We start from the raw sequence: 18,560 nt of genomic DNA, 5'->3' as shown, positions 1-18,560 counted from the left end.
GGACACCACCCCGGAGTCTGCTCCTGCATCTGGTGTGGCAGGGGCGCGGTGGCTGACACCGCGGGCAGCCGGTGAGGACCCCACGTGCTCCACCGCCGGGTGATGGGGGCGGGAGTCACGAGGCGGGGGAGTCCAGGATCTCGACCTGCGCTTCGTCCAGGTAGGGCTGCCCGAGGTGTTGGTCGTAGAAGCCGGCCTCCTCGTCTCCTGTCACCGCCTCCTCCACCACGGGTGGTTCGAACCCTTCGCGGAGGGTGCCGGTCACCGTGACGGTGTCGCCGATCTGCAGGTCCGGGACCGCGTAGGCGGCGCTGATCAGCAACGGATCCAGATCCGGGCTGGTGGGGCTGGTGAGCTCGTAGGCGGAACGAGAGCGGATCAGGTCACCGACCTCCCCTGTGAGACTCACCTGTTGGCCGGTGTAGGAGGACAGCTCGGCGTGGAAAGCCTCGTCATAGGCCCCGACATACCCACCGGTCGACTCGTTTCCGGTCCCCGGAGCGGGGGCCGCGGCCGGGAGGGATGCGCTGGACTGGGCGGTGGAGCTGCTTTCAGCAGTCCCGGTCCCAGGGGCAGGATCCGGGGACTGGGTGGATCCGCAGCCGGCCAGGACGCCGGCGGACAGGCACAGCATCACCACGCTCAGGCGTGGCGTCGTCGTCGTGGGGGTGGTGCTCATGGCGCTCCTTCGGTCCGTGGACATTCTCGACTGACCTGTGGCGGCACCTGCCCGGTGCCGGTGCCCGTGGGTCAGTCGGTGCGGGTGACGGTGGCGTCGGTGAGGATGAGTTCCTCTTCGCGGTTCACGAAGTACTGGGCGGTCTCCTCATCGGTGACCTGTTGGAGGGTTTCGAGGTCGTCGATGGTGAAGACGTCGCGCTTTTCCACGGTGCCGGTGACCTCCACGTCGTCGCCTAGGCCCAGGCCCTCGGGGAGCTGGTTGGCGATGATGATGGTGTCTTCGGCGCCGATGGTGATGATGCCGTGGGGCAGGACCTCCTGGACCTCGTTGGTCAGGGTCATGGTGTCGCCGATGAGTTCCTCGGTGGGGATATCGGACTGGTCGGCCTGGGTCAGGTCGGTCTCACTGGTGCACCCGGTCATGGTGGCGGCCGCCAGCAGTGCGGCGGCACCGGTGGTGAGGGTGCGGGTGGTGATGTCCATGGTGGTCCTCGTCTTCCGTGATCGTGCGGGGCGGCGTCGTGGCCTCAGCCGGGTCAGGGGGCCGGTGCCGTGGCCTGTGGGGCTGTGGTCTGTACGGAGGTGGCGTTGAGGAAGGGTTGGCCGTCGTAGGCGGCCAGCACCTCCGGCCCGGGTGGGGCCCCGAGGTTCTCCTCGGTGTCGGGGACGTTGTAGGCGGCATGGACCGTGCCGGTGATCTCGATCTGGTCACCGGGATTCAGAACGGGGGAGGGGTCGTCGAAGTCCATTACCAGCAGCGGTGCGAACTTGCCGCTTTCCTCGGTGTCCTCGCCGGAAGGATCGGGGGTGGTGATGGTGAAGGCCACCGGGCTGACAACGGTCTGCACCTGGGCGCGCAGCGTCACCTCCTGCTCGGCGTAGTGCTCGAGGTCCTCGGCGAAGGCCTGGTCGTAGGGCCCGGCGTAGGGGCCGGTGGGTACCGCCTCGGGGTCTACCAATTGCTCCACAGGCGCATCCGGCGGTGGCGTGGTCGGCCCGCCGCAGGCGGTGAGTGCCAGGGCGGCTACAGCGATTGCTGCGGCGGTGGGGGCCCTGCGGGGCCGGTTGTTGTGGTGGAAGTTCATTATCGTTCCTGGTCGGTGGCGGCGCCGCCGAAGGCGGATGTGGCTTCAGCGAGGTGGGGCGGGACCGGGCAACGGGTGTGGGCTCGAAACCGGCCCTGTCTCTCCACGGTATGGCTCGGGGAGGCCCTGGGAGGAAAATTCCAGGGGATGTTCAGACAGCTGGCCGCGGGCGTACACGGGATCGGTAGGCAACCGATAGGAACCTTCTGCTCATTTACCGGGCGGAGATTTCAGGGCTCTGGCCGGAGGGGGGTGCGGGAGGAGGGCTTTGTTGCCGCATTCGTCGGTACTTGCGGCGGTGCCGGCGGCTGGCCCGCTCAGCGACCCCGTGCCCGGAGACCGGGTCGGTTCCCAGGACCGGGTCCTGGCCTTGCTGGTATCGGGTGGTCCAGACCTGCAGGACCGCCCACGCCACCGCGGTCAGGGGGACCGCCAGCACGGCCCCGGCCACCCCGCCGAGCAGGGCGCCGACCGACAGGGCGAGCAACACCACCAGGGCGTGCAGACTCAGGGTGTGGCCCATAATCACCGGTTGCAGCAGGTTTCCCTCCACCTGGTTGACCACGATCACGATGCCGAGAACAATCAGCGCCGCACCAGGCCCCTGAGTCACCAGGGCGACCAGGGCGGCCAGTACACCGGCGGTGACGGCCCCGATGATGGGCACGAAGGCGGCCAGGAAAGTGATCATCGTCAGGGGGATGACCAGGGGCACGCCCACCCAAAACAGGCCCAGACCGATGAAGGTGGCATCGACGGTAGCGACCACGGCGATGCCACGCACGTAACCGCCCAGGATGCTCACCGCCCGATCACCGGACTCCGCGACCTTGGCCCGCTGTACGCCGGTGAACCACCGCAGCACGAAGTTCCACAGCAGCGGACCGTCCTTGAGGAAGAAGAACAGCACGATCGCCGTCAGAACGGTCCCCGTGATGATTTCGGTGATTACCGTGAGCCCGCTGATCGCGTTGCGCCGCGCCGCCGTACTGGTGAGGTAGTCATTGAGTTCCGTCAGCGCCGCGTTGACCGTGGCCGAGTCCACCGGCAACGGCGGAGGCCCAGCTGCGGTGAGCTCCTGAAGATGCTGCCACCCGGCGACCGTGGAGATCACCAACTCGTCCAGATCATCACTGATCCGCAGCACCACCACAGTGATCACCCCACCCAGGGCGAGCACCAGAGCACTGAAGACCAGGACGGCCGCCCAGAAACTGGGCCAGCCACGGCGCTCGAGCCGGCTCACCAGCGGCCGGGTCGCCGAGGCAAGGATGAGGGCTACCAGCACTGCCAGCACGACCACCTTGACGGCCATTAAGGCGTAGGCCACCGCGGCAGCAACGAGGGACAGCACCAGTACCTGGAGATCGCGCGACCCCGCCCGTCCCAGCCCATCGGCCCAGGGCGACACGACTCGCCGTGCCCCCAGCGAGGCCGGCACAGATGAACCATCCCCAGGGTGCGGAAAATCGCCGTCAGCGATCTCGGAGGAATCCGGATTCGGCTACGAGCGGCCTGGCAACGGTGGAAACGCAGGCATGAGAGCTCCTACTTCCTGAGACCGGGTGGTGGCAGGGGCTCATGGTAGATCCGCCCCCACGCCACCGACCACGTCCCGGTCCTGCAAGCGCTGATCGACCTGGCGGCCCGCATCGAAGGCGCCAGCCGGTATCCGCTCATCGCCGACAGGGTCCACCGCCACGTGGAGGTGCTGCTGGAGCAGTTCCAGGCCAGTCACCCGCACCCGCACGACCTCGCCCGCCTCGACGAACACGCCGCAATCCGGGGCGCGAATCCGGTGGCTCATGACGATCACCGATGACAGGTCCCCCAAGTGCCTCCTGAGCACATGCGCGTCCTCGACAACCCCCAGGGTGGTGGCGAGCACATTCCTGGACTCGCCGTTGTCCGGCCGGGAGTCAAACGGCGGCATCCGAGGCATCGCCGCAGGCGAGCATGCAGAGTGCCGGCTGCGATTCAGCGGCGGTTCTGGCACGTGTCGGTCAGCCACATCCGGATCTGCTCGAGTGCTTCCTGAAGAGCGAGGTCGTCAAATCGTGGTTCTGCGGCAGGTGCCCGGGTGGGGGCTGGGGTGGGCGTGGGGGAGGCGTCGACGGTGAGGTCCTCGCCGTAGGAGTCGACCGCCAGCTGGATCCGGGCATAGGAGGAGGCCACTGCTGGTGGGGCGGCCTCGAGCATGGCCTCGACTTCGTCCTCCACCTGTTGGACGTCCTCCACCCGTTGGCTCACCGGGAGACTGGAGGGGAGCAGAGACAGCGTCACCACATCACCGGCCACCCCCGCACACGCCTGCTCCTGACTCCCGTACGCGCCCCACGGGCCGTGCACCGGCGAAGGTGAGGTGGTGTTCGGGCTCGGCACCCCCGAAGCATCGGGGCCCTCCGGGCTTGGGGGCGTGGGGTCGGTGCATCCGCTCAGAATCGTGCACAGCACCGCTGATACCACAACCCATTTCAGGAAGCGGGCGTGAGGGACACCGCGAAACCCTCGGGCAGGTCCAGGCTCCACCATCGCTTCCCCTCCTGTCATCGAACTAGGGCGTTCCCACTGTAGGCGCCTGCCGAGTCCGCCGGTGGTGGACCTGACTCTTGCACAGACGTCATGATGGCCTCGGTCCACCCCCTAGCCTGGGGCGGGAAAGAAGTGGCGGGCGTTCCTCCGAGGTGAGCGCAGCGGGTTTCCGCGGTGGTGGTCGCTTCCGGGTGGGGTGAGGAAGGGGAAGCCGTGCGGTTCTTCGTCCTCGCGGTGCGTGTCACAGCCCTGGTCGTCGCCGTGTGGGCTGTGACTGCCCGGGCGGACTGCGCCCTGGTCACCGGCACGTGCCGGGGTACCAACCTGTTCAGCTACTTCACCATCCACAGCACCTTCCTGCTGATCCTGGCCGTGCTGCTGGCGGCGTTCCACATCACGGCCACCGGGGCGGAGCCGGTGTGGCTGACCGTCTTCCGCGCCGTGGCCACCACCTACATGGTGGTCTCCGGAACCGTGTTCGGCCTGCTGCTGGCCAACGCGGAGTTGTTCGGCCACCTGTTCCTGGTCCCGCTGTCCTCGAAGGTCCTGCACTTCGTGCTGCCTGTCTACGCGGTGGCCGATTTCCTGCTGAGTCCCGGCCGGCACCGGCTGCGGTGGTCCACGGTGTGGGTGGCGATGATCTTTCCCGCCCTGTGGGCGTTCTACACCCTGGTCCGGGGCCGCATGGTGGGTTGGTACCCCTACTTCTTCCTCGACCCCCGCATGGTGGGCGGCTACCACGCCGTGGCCATGTACGCCCTCGGGGTGTCCGTGCTCATCCTGCTGGTGGCCCTGTCCGTGGTCGCCGCAAGCCGCCTGCCCCGTCTACCGGGTGCACCTGAGGAGCAGCACTCGGCAGGAGGGGGGCTGCGCTCAACGAACAATATGGGCACGAGAAATGTCCCTTCAACAGACCAGTGAACGCACTGGCCACCACTCACCACCAGCAACGACACCGGGCCCCCGATTCCGAGAGTGCCGCTGTTTCTGGGGATCACCAGGGTGAGGGCCCTGTTCTGATGAATACTGTGAGGGGTCTGCACCCGGGGCTCATTCGCTGGTGAGGCTTGCGGGGCCTTCTGTCCTACGGACAGGTGTCCTGCCGGACTCGAGGTCCTGGCCCCTGCGGTGGCCACCCGGATCAGCCGGCCACGAGAGAGGACGTCTTGATGCGTCAACGCAACGTCACCGCTTACGTCCTCGTGGGCCTGCTCGCTGTGGGGGCGATCAGTGTGGGGTATCTGCTGCAGATGAGCTACGCGGCGGCCGGTGTGCTCATGGCCGTGGTGGTGATCATGGTCTTGATCATCCACCAGCGTTCGACCGTGGACGAGCAAGCCAGCGTGGCCATGCCCGGGGCAGAAAATGCGGTGCTGATCGTGATGACGTTCTTCCTGGGAGTGGGCGTGCTGAGCGTCCTTCTCACCGGGGTGTTCCGAATCCTTGAGGGCGCAGCACTGCAGGGAGCATCATGGCTGGCCCTGGGCTGTCTGCTGGCCGTTGTCGGCCTCAAATTCCTGTCCCACCACTGGTCCCGCTGAGCCCCTCCTCCCCACCGCCACCTCGACGGCGCCGTGTGCCTGTGACAGCAGGGGCGGCACGGAGATGCACCAGCCCCTCAACACCCCTTCCGGCCAGAACCTGAAGCGAAGCACCGGGTGCAGGCAGGCCAAGGATTCATCCCGCGCCGCCCCCGCCGAGGTGCCCCCGGATCCACTGCTGCGAGGGCTCCCGGGAAGGCAGTGAGGTCACAGGGCGGTCACAGCTTCCGGTGCGAGCCCTCGCAGCTGCTGAGGTACTAGCCTCCAGCTTCCCTGGTATTGCGCTACCAACCCCGGGGAAGGCTCGCAGAGTCCGGTGTTTTCCCTTGTGGCGCCAGGGAACTGGTTCCACGGTGGAAGTACGGGCACTCGAGCCGCTGACCATTCACTGAGCAGCGGGAGCCGGGCGCCACCTACCAGTTCCAGGGAGCACACCATGGACACGCAGAGGCGATACACCACCCGCAAGGCCGCGGCCGCCCTGGTCGCCGCCGCAGGGCTCGGGTTGGCCGGGTGCGGCACCGAAGGCCCGGAGGCCGGCACCGACGTCGAGGACATCACCGACGGCGAGGTCGTCGAAAGCTCCGCCCCTGCCACCGATGACGCCACGGAGGGGGCCGCAGTGATGGCCTACGACGGTGCCTACAACCAGGAGTTCTACGACGAGGCCACGACCTATGTGGGTCAGCAGGTCACCGTCTCGGCGGAGGTGAGCGAGACGCTGTCACCGGACTCCTTCGCCATCGCCGGCGCTGTGGATCCGTTGCTGATCGTCGAGGACGAAGAGGTCCCCGCCGTGGACGAAGGGCAGGTCATCCAGGTGACCGGCACCGTGCAGGAGAACTTCAGCGTCACCGGCGTCGAGGAGCAACTGGGCGTGGATCTCGACGACGAGCTGTTCACCGACTTCGAAGGCGAGCCCTACATCATGGCCACCAGCGGCGAGATCCTCGAACAGGAATGATCCGGCATGCCAGCCCCTCGCCTTCGGGCGAGGGGCCGGCGCACCACCATGCCTGGTCCATCCGGTCACGGCGGCCCGAGGGCGCGTTCAGAAAGCCACCGTATTCGGACGCGATGGCGGTGTCGGGTTCCGAGGTTCTCACCGTGCGCATCCATGTCCACAGGGCCCGGACCACGACCCAAGAGAGACCCTGAGGTGCTGGTGCCGTGTACTCGGCCCGTTCAGTTCAGACCGCCACCGCCAGAGCGGGCACCGCCGCTGCAACACCCCAGAAGGAGCACAGCATGAGCGACCAGCACTACTCCGGGGCTTCCACCCCCAAAGGCCGGCGCGATGAGGTGATCGCGGCCGAGAAACGAAAGTTTGGAGGGATGAAGTTCGGCTCGGCGTTCTTCGGTTGGCTCACCGCCACCGGCATGACCGTGCTGCTCACCACTCTGGCCGCAGCCATCAGCGCCGGGGTGGCCACCAACATCGACCCCGGCCAGATCGCCCAGGACGCCACCACGGCGGGGATCATCAGCGGGATCGTGCTCACGGTGGTGCTGTTCATCGCCTACTTCTGCGGCGGCTATGTAGCCGGGCGCATGGCGCGTTTCGACGGGGTGAAGCAGGGGATCGCGGTGTGGCTGTGGGCGATCCTCATCGCCGTCCTCTTGGCGGTGCTCGGTGCCGTGGCCGGTCCCCACCTCAGCCAACTGGGCCAGCTCAACGGTCTCCCCCGGATCCCGATCGGGGACGGGAACCTGACGGTCGCGGGAATCATCGCCCTGGTCGTTGCCGTGCTGGTGCCGCTGGCCGGGGCGGTGCTGGGCGGGCTGGCCGGGATGCGCTTCCACCGCAAGGCCGACCAGGCCGGCGTCGACCACCAGGCCGGTCTCGTCCGCTGAGCAGCAGCCCCACCGAACCCTCGGCCACGCCCGGCCCACCCCTCCACGATGCGTCCCGGGGGACGTCGCGGCCAGCACGGCGGGAGAAGCGGTATCACCAATAGCAAAGGAGGAATCACATTCCGACGCCGACGCATCCTTCTCGCCCCTTGAAAGCTCTTCGTGAACTCGGCGGAGTCCGGGACAGGTTCAGGAAGACCCCAGAGAACTCGATGCACAGCACAGGCCGGTGCACCGGACCCGGGGGCACCCGTGCCCCCGGGTCCGGCCCGGGGGCATCGTGCTCGCCACGGTCTGAGGGGCGGGGAGCGAACGGTTGGTGGGGCACCCGCCCCCGCCGGGAAGAGCAATCACCGTGATCCAGTTCCTCCTCGAGACACCCCCGCAATGGGTCACCATGGGCATCATCGCGCTCACCGTGATCATCGGACTCATCGCCGCAGGCATCGTGCCCCGCAACCGGCCCGCCGGGGCAGGATGGGGGTGGGTGCTGATCATCCTCATGCTCCCGATCCTGGGAGTGGTGGCCTACCTGGTGTTCGGGCGGGCCCAACTACCGCAAGCCCGCAAGGACCGACAACGCCGCGCCCCGGAGCTCATCAGCGACACCGGTCCCGCCGCCGACCCCGACCCACCCGATGGGACGGGGCCCTGGCTGGCCCGCACCGTGAAACTCAACCGGAACAATGGCGGCTTCCCCCTGGCGGCCGACAACCAGATCGAGATCCTCGACGACTACGACTCGTCCCTGACGACCATGGCCCAGGCGATCCGAACCGCGCGCTCGGCGGTGCACTTCCAGTTCTACATCGCCGTGGCCGATCCCACGACGGAACCGGTGATCACCGCCCTGGAAGAGGCCCACCGTCGGGGAGTCACCGTGCGGGTGCTGATCGATCACCTCGGCTCGGTCGGCTACCCCGGCTACCAGAAGCTGGTGCGGCGCCTGGAGGCCGCCGACATCCCGTGGCAGCGGATGCTGCCGGTGCGGCCCTGGCGCGGGGAGTACCAGCGCCCGGATCTGCGCAACCACCGCAAGATCCTCATCATCGACAGGACCGTAGCGTTCACCGGATCGCAGAACATCATCGACCGCAGCTACAACAAGAAGAAGAACCGGAAGAAGGGCCTGCAGTGGGTGGGCCTGATGCTGCGGATCCAGGGCCCCGCGGTCGGGCACCTGGACGCGGTCTTCGCCACCGACTGGTCGTGCGAGACCGGCGAGCTCGTTGCCGAGCAGACCCCCGCACCCCGCCCGCAACCGGCACCCGGCACCATCACCTGCCAGGTGCTGCCCTCCGGGCCGGGACTGGAACAGCAATCCAACCAGGAACTCTTCCACCACATCTTCGCCACCGCCGAAAAGCACATCACGGTGTGCACCCCGTACTTCGTGCCCGACGAAGCACTGCTCACCGCCCTGCGCAGCGCCGTGAGCCGCGGAGTCCAGGTGCGCCTCTACGTGGGCGAGACCTCCACCCACGCGGCGACCCATCACGCCCAACGCTCCTACTACGAACAACTCATCCGCGCCGGGATCCGGATCTTCCTCTACCCGGCCCCCTGGGTGCTGCACGCCAAGTTCGTGCTCGCCGACGGACAGGTCGCGGTCGTGGGTTCCTCGAACATGGACATCCGCTCCTTCGCCCTGGACCACGAGGTCAACCTCATGATCATCGACCCCGGCTTCCTCACCCGCATGCACACCATCGCGGAGAACTACCACCAGGACAGCCACGAACTGCACCTGCAGGAATGGCTGGCCCGCCCCCGGCACCAGAAATACCTGGACAACGTCGCCCGACTCACCTCCGCCCTGCAATAGCAGCTTCACCCCTCCGCTTTACATATGGCCCGGCTACCGGACGTTTCCCCATCGTTCCGCGGGGATGCCGAGTGCGTGAGTTCATGGTGTTCTCCTGTCTCAGTCGGTTCATGGGCATCGCCGGAGGGTTGGAGGGCGCAGTTCCAGTCATCGGTGAGTCGTGACCGGCGCGCTCTGCTGCCGCACCGAGTGCACGACGGCGGCCGCCGCGAGAGGGACGACAGCATAGGCGGCCATCACGATCAGACTCGCCTGTGCGGAGAGGTAGGCACCTTGCATCTCGGCTGCTCCGGTGGTGAGGAGTGCTGAGGACGCCGGCAGCGGTAGGCGGCTGACGATGGTCTCTGCCCAGTCCAGGCGGATGAAGCTGAGGATGCCCGGCAGCAGCAGGACGAGCAGGCCGTTCCGGACGGCGACCGCACCGATGTGCTCCGCGGCGGTGGTGCCGCCGCAGCGCTGGGTGAGCTCGTGTGCCTCGATCATGACCGAGACCTTCCAGGGCGGTGGCGGACCTGTGTGCGCATCCCCTGACCTGACCTGCCGGTAGGGGCCTTGGCAGGCCCCTACGCGACGTCCCGGTGGAAGTCGGTGTCCCACCGCCAGGAGGCCCGCACCGCGGCACCGAGGCAGATGGCTGTGAACAGGACGGGGACTGTTCTCAGGTTCACGCTTGCTGCTGGATGCGAGCGGCTTCCCGGTCCGGGCTGGTCGCCGTGGTTGCCGGCGACGCGGTGCGGGGCCAGGTCCAGGCGGAGCGCAGGATGAAGGCCAGGAGCGCCACCTCGATGGTGATGTGGAAGCCGTAGTAGAAGGCCCAGTCCCAGGACGTCCCGACCGCGTTGAACACCGTGACGGGGATGTAGAGCGATGCCACGACGAGGTTCGTGGCGCGGTTCAGCCGGGCGGGCAGTGCCATGGAGAGCATCACCATCAGGGCCGGGATCCCGATGACCATGACGAAAATGATCAACAACGTCGGGGTGATGTCGAACTCGAAGATGCCGCCACCCCGGATCTGGTCGATGGCGCCGGGCTGGTAGAGGTGGAAGTAGTCGATGTAGATGTAGAAGAACATCAAGCTGGTCCAGGCTGCCGCGAGCTTGGCCTGCACCGGGGTCCGCGGGTTCTCCAGCGTGGTGGTGTGTCGACGTGTTCTCATCGTGGGCTCCGTTGTCGTGTCGAGGATCGCTAGGCCCTCGGGTTTCGCCGAACATGCGCCTTACGGCTGTAAGGGGTGATCACCAGCTTAGACTTACGGTCGTAAGTGCGCAAGGATGGGAAAATGACGCGACGCACACCACTGAGCAGGGAGAGGATCATCGACGCCGCCGCCGCAGTCGCCGACCGCGCGGGTGTCTCCGCCGTGAGCATGCGCAGTGTCGCGAAGGAGCTCGGCGTCGAGGCGATGTCGCTCTACCATCACGTCCCGAGCAAGGAGGCGATGCTCGACGACCTCGCCGACTGGGTGTTCGAGCGGATCGAACTGCCCCAGGTCGGCGCCACGTGGCGGGAGGCGCTGACCGGCCGGGCACGATCGGCGCGGTCGGTGCTCACCGCTCATCCGTGGGTGCTCGGGATGATGGAATCGCGCCCCAACCCCGGCCCCGCGCTGCTGCAGCACCACGATCGTCTCCTCGGCGTGCTGATGGCCGAGGGCTTCAGCGCTGCGCTGGCAGCACACGCGTTCTCCGCGATCGACGCCTACGTGTACGGGTTCGCGCTGACCTGGACGAGCCTGCCGTTCGAACCGGGGGACGGCGCCGAGGAAGCGTTCGCCGTCAAGGTCGCGGCGTCGGCGGAGCTGTATCCGCACATTGCGCGCTCGCGCACCGAGCTGTTCGGCGATGGCGTCTACGCGTTCGCGGACGAGTTCGACTACGGGTTGGAGCTGCTGCTGGAGGGCCTGGAGCGTCGGGTCGCCGACGAGAGCCCCGCGCTGGGCGAGCGTTAGCGCATGGTCGTGCGGGCATGAGAGCGATCGTCCATGACCGCTACGGGTCGCCCGATGTGCTGCGGCTCGACGATATCGCCACGCCGACGCCGGGGAGAGGCCAGGTGCTCGTGCGGGTGATCGCGACCTCGGTCAATCTGAGCGATTGGGAGGGGCTGCACGGGTCGCCCGCCTATGCCCGATTCGGCGGCCTGTTCAGACCCGCCCGCCGCACGCTCGGTTCGGACATCGCGGGAGTGGTCCAGGCAGTGGGCGCAGGGGTCACGCTGTTCCGGGTCGGTGACGATGTCTACGGCGACAATCTCGCGCTGAAAGGCGGCTTCGCGGAGTACGCCGTGGCGCCCGAGCACGCTCTCGCGCTCAAGCCGGCCGGACTGTCATTCGCCGAGGCGTCGACACTGCCGCAGTCCGGGGCGATCGCGGTGCAAGCAGTTGCGCGCGCGAAGCCCGGTGAGCGGATGCTGATCAACGGCGCCGGCGGAGGAACTGGAGCGTTCGCGCTCCAGCTCGCCGTTGCTTCCGGCATCCGTGTCACCGGGGTGGACAACGCCGGCAAGCTCGACTTCATGCGATCCCTGGGGGCCGCCGAGGTCATCGACCATCGCGCCGACGACTTCACGCGCACCGGTCCGTACGACCTCATCATCGACCTCGTCGCCCGGCGGTCGGTGTTCGCGTATCGCCGTGCGCTCGCCCCCGGTGGCACCTGCCTGATCGTCGGCGGGACGACGCGCGCCCTGCTGCGAGTGGTGACGGTCGGCGCACTGATCGGCGCGATGACGGGTCGGCGTTTGGGCGTTCTTGCCGTCAAGCCGGGGCCGGCGCATTTCTCGCCTCTTGCCGACCGATGCGTCGCGGGAGATGTCCGTATCCACATCGACCGCGTGTTCCCGCTCGAGCAGGTGCCCGAAGCGCTCACCTACGTCGGCGACGGGCACGCCCTCGGCAAAGTGGTGGTCGAGGCGGGGACAGGTGCCGACTGAAGACCGCGCGAACCGACGAGAGGGTCGATCCCCACACTTCGGGGAGCAGGCAGGCCGCGGCGACGAACAGCAGGGCGACCAGGACTGTGGCGGCCACGTACAGCCACAGATCCTGGATGTGGAATCGCGCCCCAACCCCGGCCCAGCGCTGCTGCAGCACCCGCGGGTCCCGCAGATCCGTCTCCTGCTCGGTCATGGTGTCCACCTGTGCTGATCGCCCGTGACGGTCTGCCCGCTCCCTGCGCCGACGCCAGGAGCCCGACGGGGGCGCGGGGAACGGTCCGCTGGATCCGCCCTGGTCAGCGACCGATTCCCAGCCCCGACACAGAGGTCTGATAACTGGGACATATCGGTGGCTGATCCAGTGGAGTTCGTCCTGGGCCCACCGGTCCGGGCCGGTGGGCAGGGGACTCACCGACACATCGCCCGGGGGAGCCCACACCTGTCATGACCGATTCCGACCGCCGTCCGGCCTCCGCATCCGGAGCAGTCTCCGCGGAGACCACACCGTGGGCAACCACCCGTGCGGGAGCTCCCGCAGGCACAACCTCCGACGACGCCACGGAAGCTGCCGCCGCCGCCGGTGGCAAGCGGCGGCTGGTCGGGATCGACGCCGCCCGCGGCCTGGCACTGATCGGCATGGTCTCCATCCACATCCTGCCCGCCTGGGACCCGGAGACCTTCGCCCCCACCGCCCAGTGGACGCTCTTCGCCGGACGGTCCGCAGCCCTGTTCGCGCTGTTGGCCGGGGTGAGCCTGGCCTTCACCTCCGGAGGACGCACCGCCCACACCGGCCGGGCGATGACCGCCACCCGGGCCGGGATCCTGGTCCGGGCCGGGTTGATCACCGCCCTGGGCCTGGCGATCAACCCGCTGATCCCGGGCGCCACCGCCGAGGAGATCCCGGCGATCAACATCCTGATCTACTACGGGGCCTTCTTCGTCCTGGCCATCCCGTTCCTGGGCCTCTCCGCCAAGGCCCTCTTCGGCTGGGCGGCGGTGTTCGCCCTGGCCGCCCCGGTGCTCATGCACGCCACCCGTGAGGCCCTGTCGGCCGCCGCGGCGCTCAACCCCGGCTTCGTCGACCTGGCCGCCGCCCCCGGGGCCACCCTCGCCCACCTGTTGCTGACCGGCACCTATCCGGCCCTGCCGTACCTGGCCTACCTGCTGGTCGGTCTGGGGATCGGGCGGCTGAACCTGTCCGGCCTCCAGGTGCAGGTCGGCCTGTTTCTGGTCGGCCTCGGGGTCGCCGTGGTGGCGTGGCTGGCCTACTGGGTGCTGATCCTCCAGGCCGGCGGCTACGACCAGCTCATGACCCACACTCCGGCCCTGACCGAGGACGGGATCGACGACATCATCGTCTTCGGCCCGGACCCGGTGCTGCCGACCACCACCTGGTGGTGGCTGGCGATTGCCGGCCCGCACACCAACACGCCCCTGGCCCTGGTGATGGGCCTGGGCTCGGGGACGGCCGTGCTCGGGGGCTTCCTCCTGCTCACCCGCCGTTTCGGGAGCTGGTTGCTGCCGTTGAGCGCGATGGGCACCATGACCCTCACCCTGTACTCGGCTCATCTGCTCGCCCTGTCCGCCGAGGTGCACTACGACCAACCCTACCTGTGGTTCTTCCTCCAGATCGGGGTGGCCGCGCTTCTCGCCACCGCCTGGCACCGCGCCCTCGGACAGGGACCTCTCGAACGCGTCGTGGCCCGTGGCGCGAACCTCACCCGCCGCCTGGTCCTTGCCGGGCACCGCACGCGCTGACAGCACGGCAATCTGCATGCCGACGGACACCGGGCGATCCGACGGGCCGCGGCCAGTTGCCCTCGGCGTCGATGACGGCCGGTGCCGGTCACCGTGCACAGGGCGTGGGAAAAACGCAGGGGGTATCAGATGGCGGCAGTAGCATCGTCGACAGTTGATGACGAATCTCAGGAGGTGTGGTGATGGATCGTTCCCGCCCGGAGTGCTGGTTGACGGACATGGACGGGGTGCTCGTCCGTGAGGGCGAGGCTCTTCCGGGCGCCGCTGACTTCTTGCAGCGCCTCGTCGACCAGGAACGCCGTTTCCTGGTGCTGACCAACAACTCGATCTACACCCCTCGGGACCTCGCGGCCCGGCTGGCCAAGAGCGGGCTGACCGTGCCCGAGGAGTCGATCTGGACCTCGGCGCTGGCCACCGCCGGGTTCCTCGCCGACCAGGTCCCCGGTGGTTCGGCGTACGTGGTCGGTGAGGCGGGTCTGACCACCGCGCTGTACGAGGTGGGCTACACCCTCACCGATGTCAGCCCCGACTACGTGGTCCTGGGGGAGACCCGGACGTACTCCTTCGAGGCCATCACCAAGGCGATCCGGCTGATCGAGTCCGGGTCACGCTTCATCGCCACCAACCCGGACGCCACCGGACCCTCAGCCGAGGGGCCGCTGCCGGCGACCGGTGCGGTCGCGGCCCTGATCACTCGGGCCACCGGAGCCGTTCCGTACTTCGTCGGCAAGCCCAACCCGATGATGTTCCGCAGTGCGATGAACCGCATCGAGGCCCACTCCGAGACCACGGTGATGGTCGGTGACCGGATGGACACCGACGTCGTCGCGGGCATCGAAGCCGGGCTGGAGACGATCCTGGTGCTGAGCGGGTCCACCCGAGCCGCCGACATCACCACCTACCCGTACCGTCCCGGACGGGTCCGGGACTCGATCGCCGACGTCATCGAGCTCATCTGACACAGGACCCCCACGACCTCCGGTCACCCGGGGCGCCATCCACTGACGTATGTTCGGCCTGCCCCGGGCAGCGGCCACAGCCCCGGCCCGGGGGTGTGGTCGCGCAGCCGCCGGCTCGCCTGTGGACGCCGGGGTCAGACACGGATCGTTTCGACGACGTCGCGTCAGGCCCGGTTCAGGGCCGGCAAGCGATGGACATCCTTGCTGCTGCCCTCCTCCTGCCCAGTCGCTCCGGTCCCGTCGGTGCGGTGTCGCGCCGGGATCACCGCGGCCATCCCAATGCGGACAGCCATGCCGCGCACAGTCCCGGCCAGGCTTCTGGCTCCCCGCTGCCCTCGGCCAGTCCGAGGCCGTGCGTCCCTGCGGGAAAGACGTGCAGAGCGTGGGGTACGTCCGCGTGTGCCAGGGCCAGAGCCAGAAGGTAGGAGTGCTGCACCGGCACTGACGGGTCGTCGGCGGTGTGCCAGATGAAGAACGGTGGTGCCGTCGTGGTCACCAGGCGGTCAAGGGACGTTGCGACCCGTTCCTCGGTGCTGGGGGAGGGACCCAGGAGTTCCTCCTGGCTGCCCTTGTCGGTGTCGAGCTCCATGGACACCACCGGATAGCAGAGCATCACCGCGTCGACTCGCTCGAGGGCGGAAGGTGCAGCGCTCAGGGCGGCATGGCCGGCCAGGTGCCCGCCGGCGGACGATCCGAGCAGGGCGACCCGTTCGGCACCGTTCGTCCGGATCCGGCGGATCTCGGCCCGTACCGCTTCCAGCGGACCCGGGTGCCTGGCGTGCACCGGATAGCGGAACACGCTCGTTGACAGTCCGAGCTGCCCGAGCCACTCGGCGATGGGCTCCGCTTCGTTGTCGGCGTGACCGGCGTACCCGCCTCCGGGAAGGACGATGACGTGCGTGGCCGGGTCCGGCTCGGCGGGGCGCGTGGCGGTCTCGGCCGAGGTAACAGCGCGATCCGCCGAGGACTGTGGTGAGTTCATGACGTCAGCATTCCAGGGTCTGTGGTCCCCGCGCGGGTTGGGCGCAGCCCTTTGGCTTCCTGACGAAAGAGTCACACCGAGATGACGAATGTTGACTGTCAACAGTCGGCCGCGATAGCGTGATGCACAGCACACGTTCTCGACGGCTACAGGCAAGGACGGCATCGCATGATCTCTTCCCGGTTGGGCTGCTCGTCCATCAGCTTCCGGCACCAGCCGCTGCCCGAGGCGCTACGCACCATTGGAGGGCTCGGCTTCGAGGAGATCGATCTGGGGGCCCTGCCGGGGGTCTGCGACCACGTCCCCTACGTGCTGGACGCCGCTGCCGTCGAGCAGGTCGCCGCCGACGTGCACCACTCGGGTCTGCGCGTGCGCTCGGTCAACGGGGACGTGGGTGATCTCAACGTGGTCCTGGACGAGGCGCAGCGTGCAGAGCGCGCGGACCACCTCGACATGCTCCTCGAGCTCACGGCCGCTGTCGGCGCCGAGGCCCTCGTCCTGCCCTGCGGGGCGCTGGACCACGAGCCGATCCGCTCCCTCGAGGAGGACATCCGCACGGTGGCCGGGGAATTGGCCCAGGCATCCCGGCGGGCCGCGGCGGCCGGCGTCGAGCTGTGGTGCGAGTCGTTGCACTTCTTCCGGCTGTGCTGGAACGAGGACCGCGCGCGGCGGCTGGCGGACGAGCTCGAGGGCACCGGCGTGGGTGTGGTCATGGACTTCAGCCACATCGTGGCCTCCGGCGGGGATCCGGTGCGCTTCGTGGAGGCCTTCGCCGAGCAGCTCACCCACGTGCACCTGCGCGACGCCACCGCGGGAAACATCAACCTGAGCATCGGCAACGGCGAGGCCGACTTCGCCGCCGGCCTGCGGGCTCTGAAGCGTGTCGGGTACACCGGCCACTTCTCGCTCGAGCTCGAGACCCGCGACGTCAGCCACGACCAGCGCCCGGCGGCCGCCCGCGTGGCCGCCGCGCACATCACGTCACTGCTGTAGAACCCATCATCACTCACCCTAGGAGCACCATGTCGATCGTTCAGCGCACCGCCGTCATCACCGGAGCCACGTCCGAGAAGGGCATCGGAGTCACCACAGCCCGCCGTTTCGCTCGTGAAGGATGGGGGGTGGTGATTCTCGATCTCGACGCCGAGAAGTCCGCCCGGGTCGCCCAGGACATCGGGCAGGAGTGCGGCGTGCCGGCCTTCGGCCACGCGATCGACGTCGCGGACGAGGCCTCGGTGACCGCCGCCCACGACGCGGTGGCCGCCGAGGTCGCTGCCGGCGCCCTTCCGCCGGTGGGGGCCGTGGTCAACATCGCCGGGATCACCTCCCCGGTCCCGTTCCTGGAGACCACCCTGGAGCTGTGGCACAAGGTCATGGACGTCAACGCCACCGGCACCTACCTGGTCACCAAGGCGTTCCTGCCCGAGATGATCGAGCAGGGCTGGGGCAGGGTCGTGAACATGTCCTCCGTGTCCGCCCAGCGCGGCGGCGGGGTCTTCGGCAAGGTGCCCTACTCCGCGGCCAAGGCCGCCATCCTGGGCTTCACCAAGGCGCTGGCCCGCGAGCTGGGCACGACCGGGGTCACGGTCAACGCGGTGACCCCCGGGGCGGTCGACACCAACATCCGCGTGGGCAGCACCGACGAGCAGGAGGCCGCCATCGCCGCGGGCATCCCGGTCGGGCGCACGGCCACCACCGAGGAGATCGCCGCGTCCATCACCTTCCTCGCCTCCGAGGACTCCTCCTACCTCACGGGAGTGACGCTGGACATCAACGGCGGGAGCCACATGCACTAGAGCGTTCTGCCCGCCACGTGCCCGCCGCCTCCCCGCACCTGCGGGGAGGCGGCGGAACCATACCCAGGAGAACCCATGCTTCGCCCCGTCCAGCCCCGCTCCGCCGCCGCCCTGGCCCGCCCGTCCGGGACGGGTGTGCAGATCCGTGCCGTGTCCGACCTCCGTGTCGGTGACGTCGTCGAGATCCGGACCTGGGACACGGTCCACTGCCGCGGAGAGGTCGACGCGGTCTGTCCCCGGCTGGGAGTGCTGTGGGTCCTCGACGGAAGACTTCGAGATCGGATGATGGTCGAGGCCTCCGGGCACACCGTGTGGAGGCTGCCGCGCTGACCGGAGCTGGCCTCCAGCACTGTGGCCCGCCGGCGTTCCGGGAGGCGACGGCGGGGGACGTCCTGCCTGCATGGTGGCAGGAGAGGCGCCGTGCTCGGCGCTCTGGGAACCGCGGGGCGGTGAGTTGCCGGTCGGCCGGATCGGACGGGTCGCGAGATCGGCGCAGCATCTGAGGTCCGGGCAACGACAGCGGTGGGGGGGCGGCGCCGAACAGGTGCCCCCCCCCCCCCCCCCCGTGGCCGGCGGGGAGGGGGGCGGGGCCCAGCCACCCGGACGGGGT

21 protein-coding genes are annotated in these 18,560 nt (G+C 68.6%); 12 read left to right on the top strand and 9 right to left on the bottom strand.

Annotation, left to right across the window (positions count from 1 at the left end):
* Positions 1-115: 115 nt before the first annotated feature.
* The 6 genes from ACP7CD_RS06420 to ACP7CD_RS06395 form a co-directional block, all read right to left on the bottom strand.
* Complete coding sequence (locus ACP7CD_RS06420) at positions 116-679, bottom strand: hypothetical protein (protein ID WP_035928665.1); 564 nt, start codon at positions 677-679, stop codon at positions 116-118.
* A 71-nt stretch (positions 680-750) separates the two neighbouring features.
* Entirely contained in the window at positions 751-1,164 is a 414-nt protein-coding gene (locus tag ACP7CD_RS06415) for a hypothetical protein (protein WP_035928661.1), read from the bottom strand.
* A 53-nt stretch (positions 1,165-1,217) separates the two neighbouring features.
* Entirely contained in the window at positions 1,218-1,640 is a 423-nt protein-coding gene (locus ACP7CD_RS06410) for a hypothetical protein (protein WP_035928658.1), read from the bottom strand.
* A gap of 340 nt (positions 1,641-1,980) precedes the next feature.
* Positions 1,981-3,120 (bottom strand): AI-2E family transporter, encoded by a 1,140-nt coding sequence (locus ACP7CD_RS06405; protein WP_109223202.1) that lies wholly within the window; start codon positions 3,118-3,120, stop codon positions 1,981-1,983.
* A gap of 225 nt (positions 3,121-3,345) precedes the next feature.
* On the bottom strand, positions 3,346-3,654 hold the full coding sequence (locus ACP7CD_RS06400) for a hypothetical protein (RefSeq protein WP_035928654.1): 309 nt from the start codon (positions 3,652-3,654) through the stop codon (positions 3,346-3,348).
* Between the two features lie 89 nt (positions 3,655-3,743).
* Positions 3,744-3,986: a hypothetical protein gene (locus ACP7CD_RS06395; protein ID WP_426119484.1), complete on the bottom strand. Its 243-nt coding sequence runs from the start codon at positions 3,984-3,986 to the stop codon at positions 3,744-3,746.
* A 525-nt stretch (positions 3,987-4,511) separates the two neighbouring features.
* On the opposite strand from ACP7CD_RS06395, the gene ACP7CD_RS06390 reads away from it, so the two are divergent.
* From ACP7CD_RS06390 to cls, 5 genes are all read left to right on the top strand, one after another.
* Entirely contained in the window at positions 4,512-5,219 is a 708-nt protein-coding gene (locus ACP7CD_RS06390) for a Pr6Pr family membrane protein (protein WP_052133042.1), read from the top strand.
* A gap of 248 nt (positions 5,220-5,467) precedes the next feature.
* The gene (locus tag ACP7CD_RS06385; protein ID WP_035928645.1) at positions 5,468-5,839 is read left to right on the top strand and encodes a hypothetical protein; all 372 of its coding nucleotides are present in this window, start codon (positions 5,468-5,470) and stop codon (positions 5,837-5,839) included.
* A 436-nt stretch (positions 5,840-6,275) separates the two neighbouring features.
* Positions 6,276-6,803, top strand: coding sequence for a hypothetical protein (locus ACP7CD_RS06380; RefSeq protein WP_035928642.1), 528 nt, complete (start codon positions 6,276-6,278; stop codon positions 6,801-6,803).
* Between the two features lie 284 nt (positions 6,804-7,087).
* A complete protein-coding gene (locus ACP7CD_RS06375; RefSeq protein WP_035928637.1) occupies positions 7,088-7,693 on the top strand; it encodes a hypothetical protein in 606 nt (201 codons plus the stop codon).
* 355 nt (positions 7,694-8,048) lie between these two features.
* Positions 8,049-9,518: a cardiolipin synthase gene (cls, locus tag ACP7CD_RS06370; protein ID WP_426119481.1), complete on the top strand. Its 1,470-nt coding sequence runs from the start codon at positions 8,049-8,051 to the stop codon at positions 9,516-9,518.
* A 147-nt stretch (positions 9,519-9,665) separates the two neighbouring features.
* Here cls and ACP7CD_RS06365 read toward each other — a convergent pair whose 3' ends face one another.
* Positions 9,666-10,001, bottom strand: a complete 336-nt coding sequence (locus ACP7CD_RS06365) for a hypothetical protein (RefSeq protein WP_207307522.1) — start codon at positions 9,999-10,001, stop codon at positions 9,666-9,668.
* A 181-nt stretch (positions 10,002-10,182) separates the two neighbouring features.
* Positions 10,183-10,677, bottom strand: coding sequence for a DUF6326 family protein (locus tag ACP7CD_RS06360; RefSeq protein WP_426119478.1), 495 nt, complete (start codon positions 10,675-10,677; stop codon positions 10,183-10,185).
* A 123-nt stretch (positions 10,678-10,800) separates the two neighbouring features.
* On the opposite strand from ACP7CD_RS06360, the gene ACP7CD_RS06355 reads away from it, so the two are divergent.
* The 4 genes from ACP7CD_RS06355 to ACP7CD_RS06340 all read left to right on the top strand — a co-directional run bounded on the left by ACP7CD_RS06355 (position 10,801) and on the right by ACP7CD_RS06340 (position 15,172).
* Entirely contained in the window at positions 10,801-11,469 is a 669-nt protein-coding gene (locus tag ACP7CD_RS06355; protein WP_426119476.1) for a TetR/AcrR family transcriptional regulator C-terminal domain-containing protein, read from the top strand.
* Positions 11,470-11,486: 17 nt separating this feature from the next.
* Positions 11,487-12,452 carry an NAD(P)-dependent alcohol dehydrogenase gene (locus ACP7CD_RS06350; protein ID WP_426119474.1) on the top strand — a complete coding sequence of 322 codons (966 nt, stop codon included), beginning with the start codon at positions 11,487-11,489 and terminating at the stop codon, positions 12,450-12,452.
* A gap of 447 nt (positions 12,453-12,899) precedes the next feature.
* A complete protein-coding gene (locus tag ACP7CD_RS06345; RefSeq protein ID WP_426119472.1) occupies positions 12,900-14,213 on the top strand; it encodes a heparan-alpha-glucosaminide N-acetyltransferase domain-containing protein in 1,314 nt (437 codons plus the stop codon).
* Between the two features lie 182 nt (positions 14,214-14,395).
* Positions 14,396-15,172 carry an HAD-IIA family hydrolase gene (locus tag ACP7CD_RS06340; protein WP_095650922.1) on the top strand — a complete coding sequence of 259 codons (777 nt, stop codon included), beginning with the start codon at positions 14,396-14,398 and terminating at the stop codon, positions 15,170-15,172.
* Positions 15,173-15,434: 262 nt separating this feature from the next.
* On the opposite strand, the gene ACP7CD_RS06335 is transcribed toward ACP7CD_RS06340, so the two are convergent.
* On the bottom strand, positions 15,435-16,154 hold the full coding sequence (locus ACP7CD_RS06335) for an alpha/beta hydrolase (RefSeq protein WP_109222679.1): 720 nt from the start codon (positions 16,152-16,154) through the stop codon (positions 15,435-15,437).
* A 168-nt stretch (positions 16,155-16,322) separates the two neighbouring features.
* Between ACP7CD_RS06335 and ACP7CD_RS06330 the strand changes: the two genes are divergently transcribed.
* The 3 genes from ACP7CD_RS06330 to ACP7CD_RS06320 all read left to right on the top strand — a co-directional run bounded on the left by ACP7CD_RS06330 (position 16,323) and on the right by ACP7CD_RS06320 (position 18,280).
* Positions 16,323-17,147: a sugar phosphate isomerase/epimerase family protein gene (locus ACP7CD_RS06330; protein ID WP_426119469.1), complete on the top strand. Its 825-nt coding sequence runs from the start codon at positions 16,323-16,325 to the stop codon at positions 17,145-17,147.
* Between the two features lie 29 nt (positions 17,148-17,176).
* Positions 17,177-17,950: an SDR family NAD(P)-dependent oxidoreductase gene (locus ACP7CD_RS06325; RefSeq protein WP_031282360.1), complete on the top strand. Its 774-nt coding sequence runs from the start codon at positions 17,177-17,179 to the stop codon at positions 17,948-17,950.
* 75 nt (positions 17,951-18,025) lie between these two features.
* The gene (locus ACP7CD_RS06320) at positions 18,026-18,280 is read left to right on the top strand and encodes a hypothetical protein (RefSeq protein ID WP_419966927.1); all 255 of its coding nucleotides are present in this window, start codon (positions 18,026-18,028) and stop codon (positions 18,278-18,280) included.
* Positions 18,281-18,560: the final 280 nt, after the last annotated feature.

Source organism: Kocuria sp. LHG3120, from assembly GCF_049897445.1.
Taxonomy (GTDB): domain Bacteria; phylum Actinomycetota; class Actinomycetes; order Actinomycetales; family Micrococcaceae; genus Kocuria; species Kocuria rosea.
This window is presented reverse-complemented; position numbering and strand designations above follow the sequence as displayed.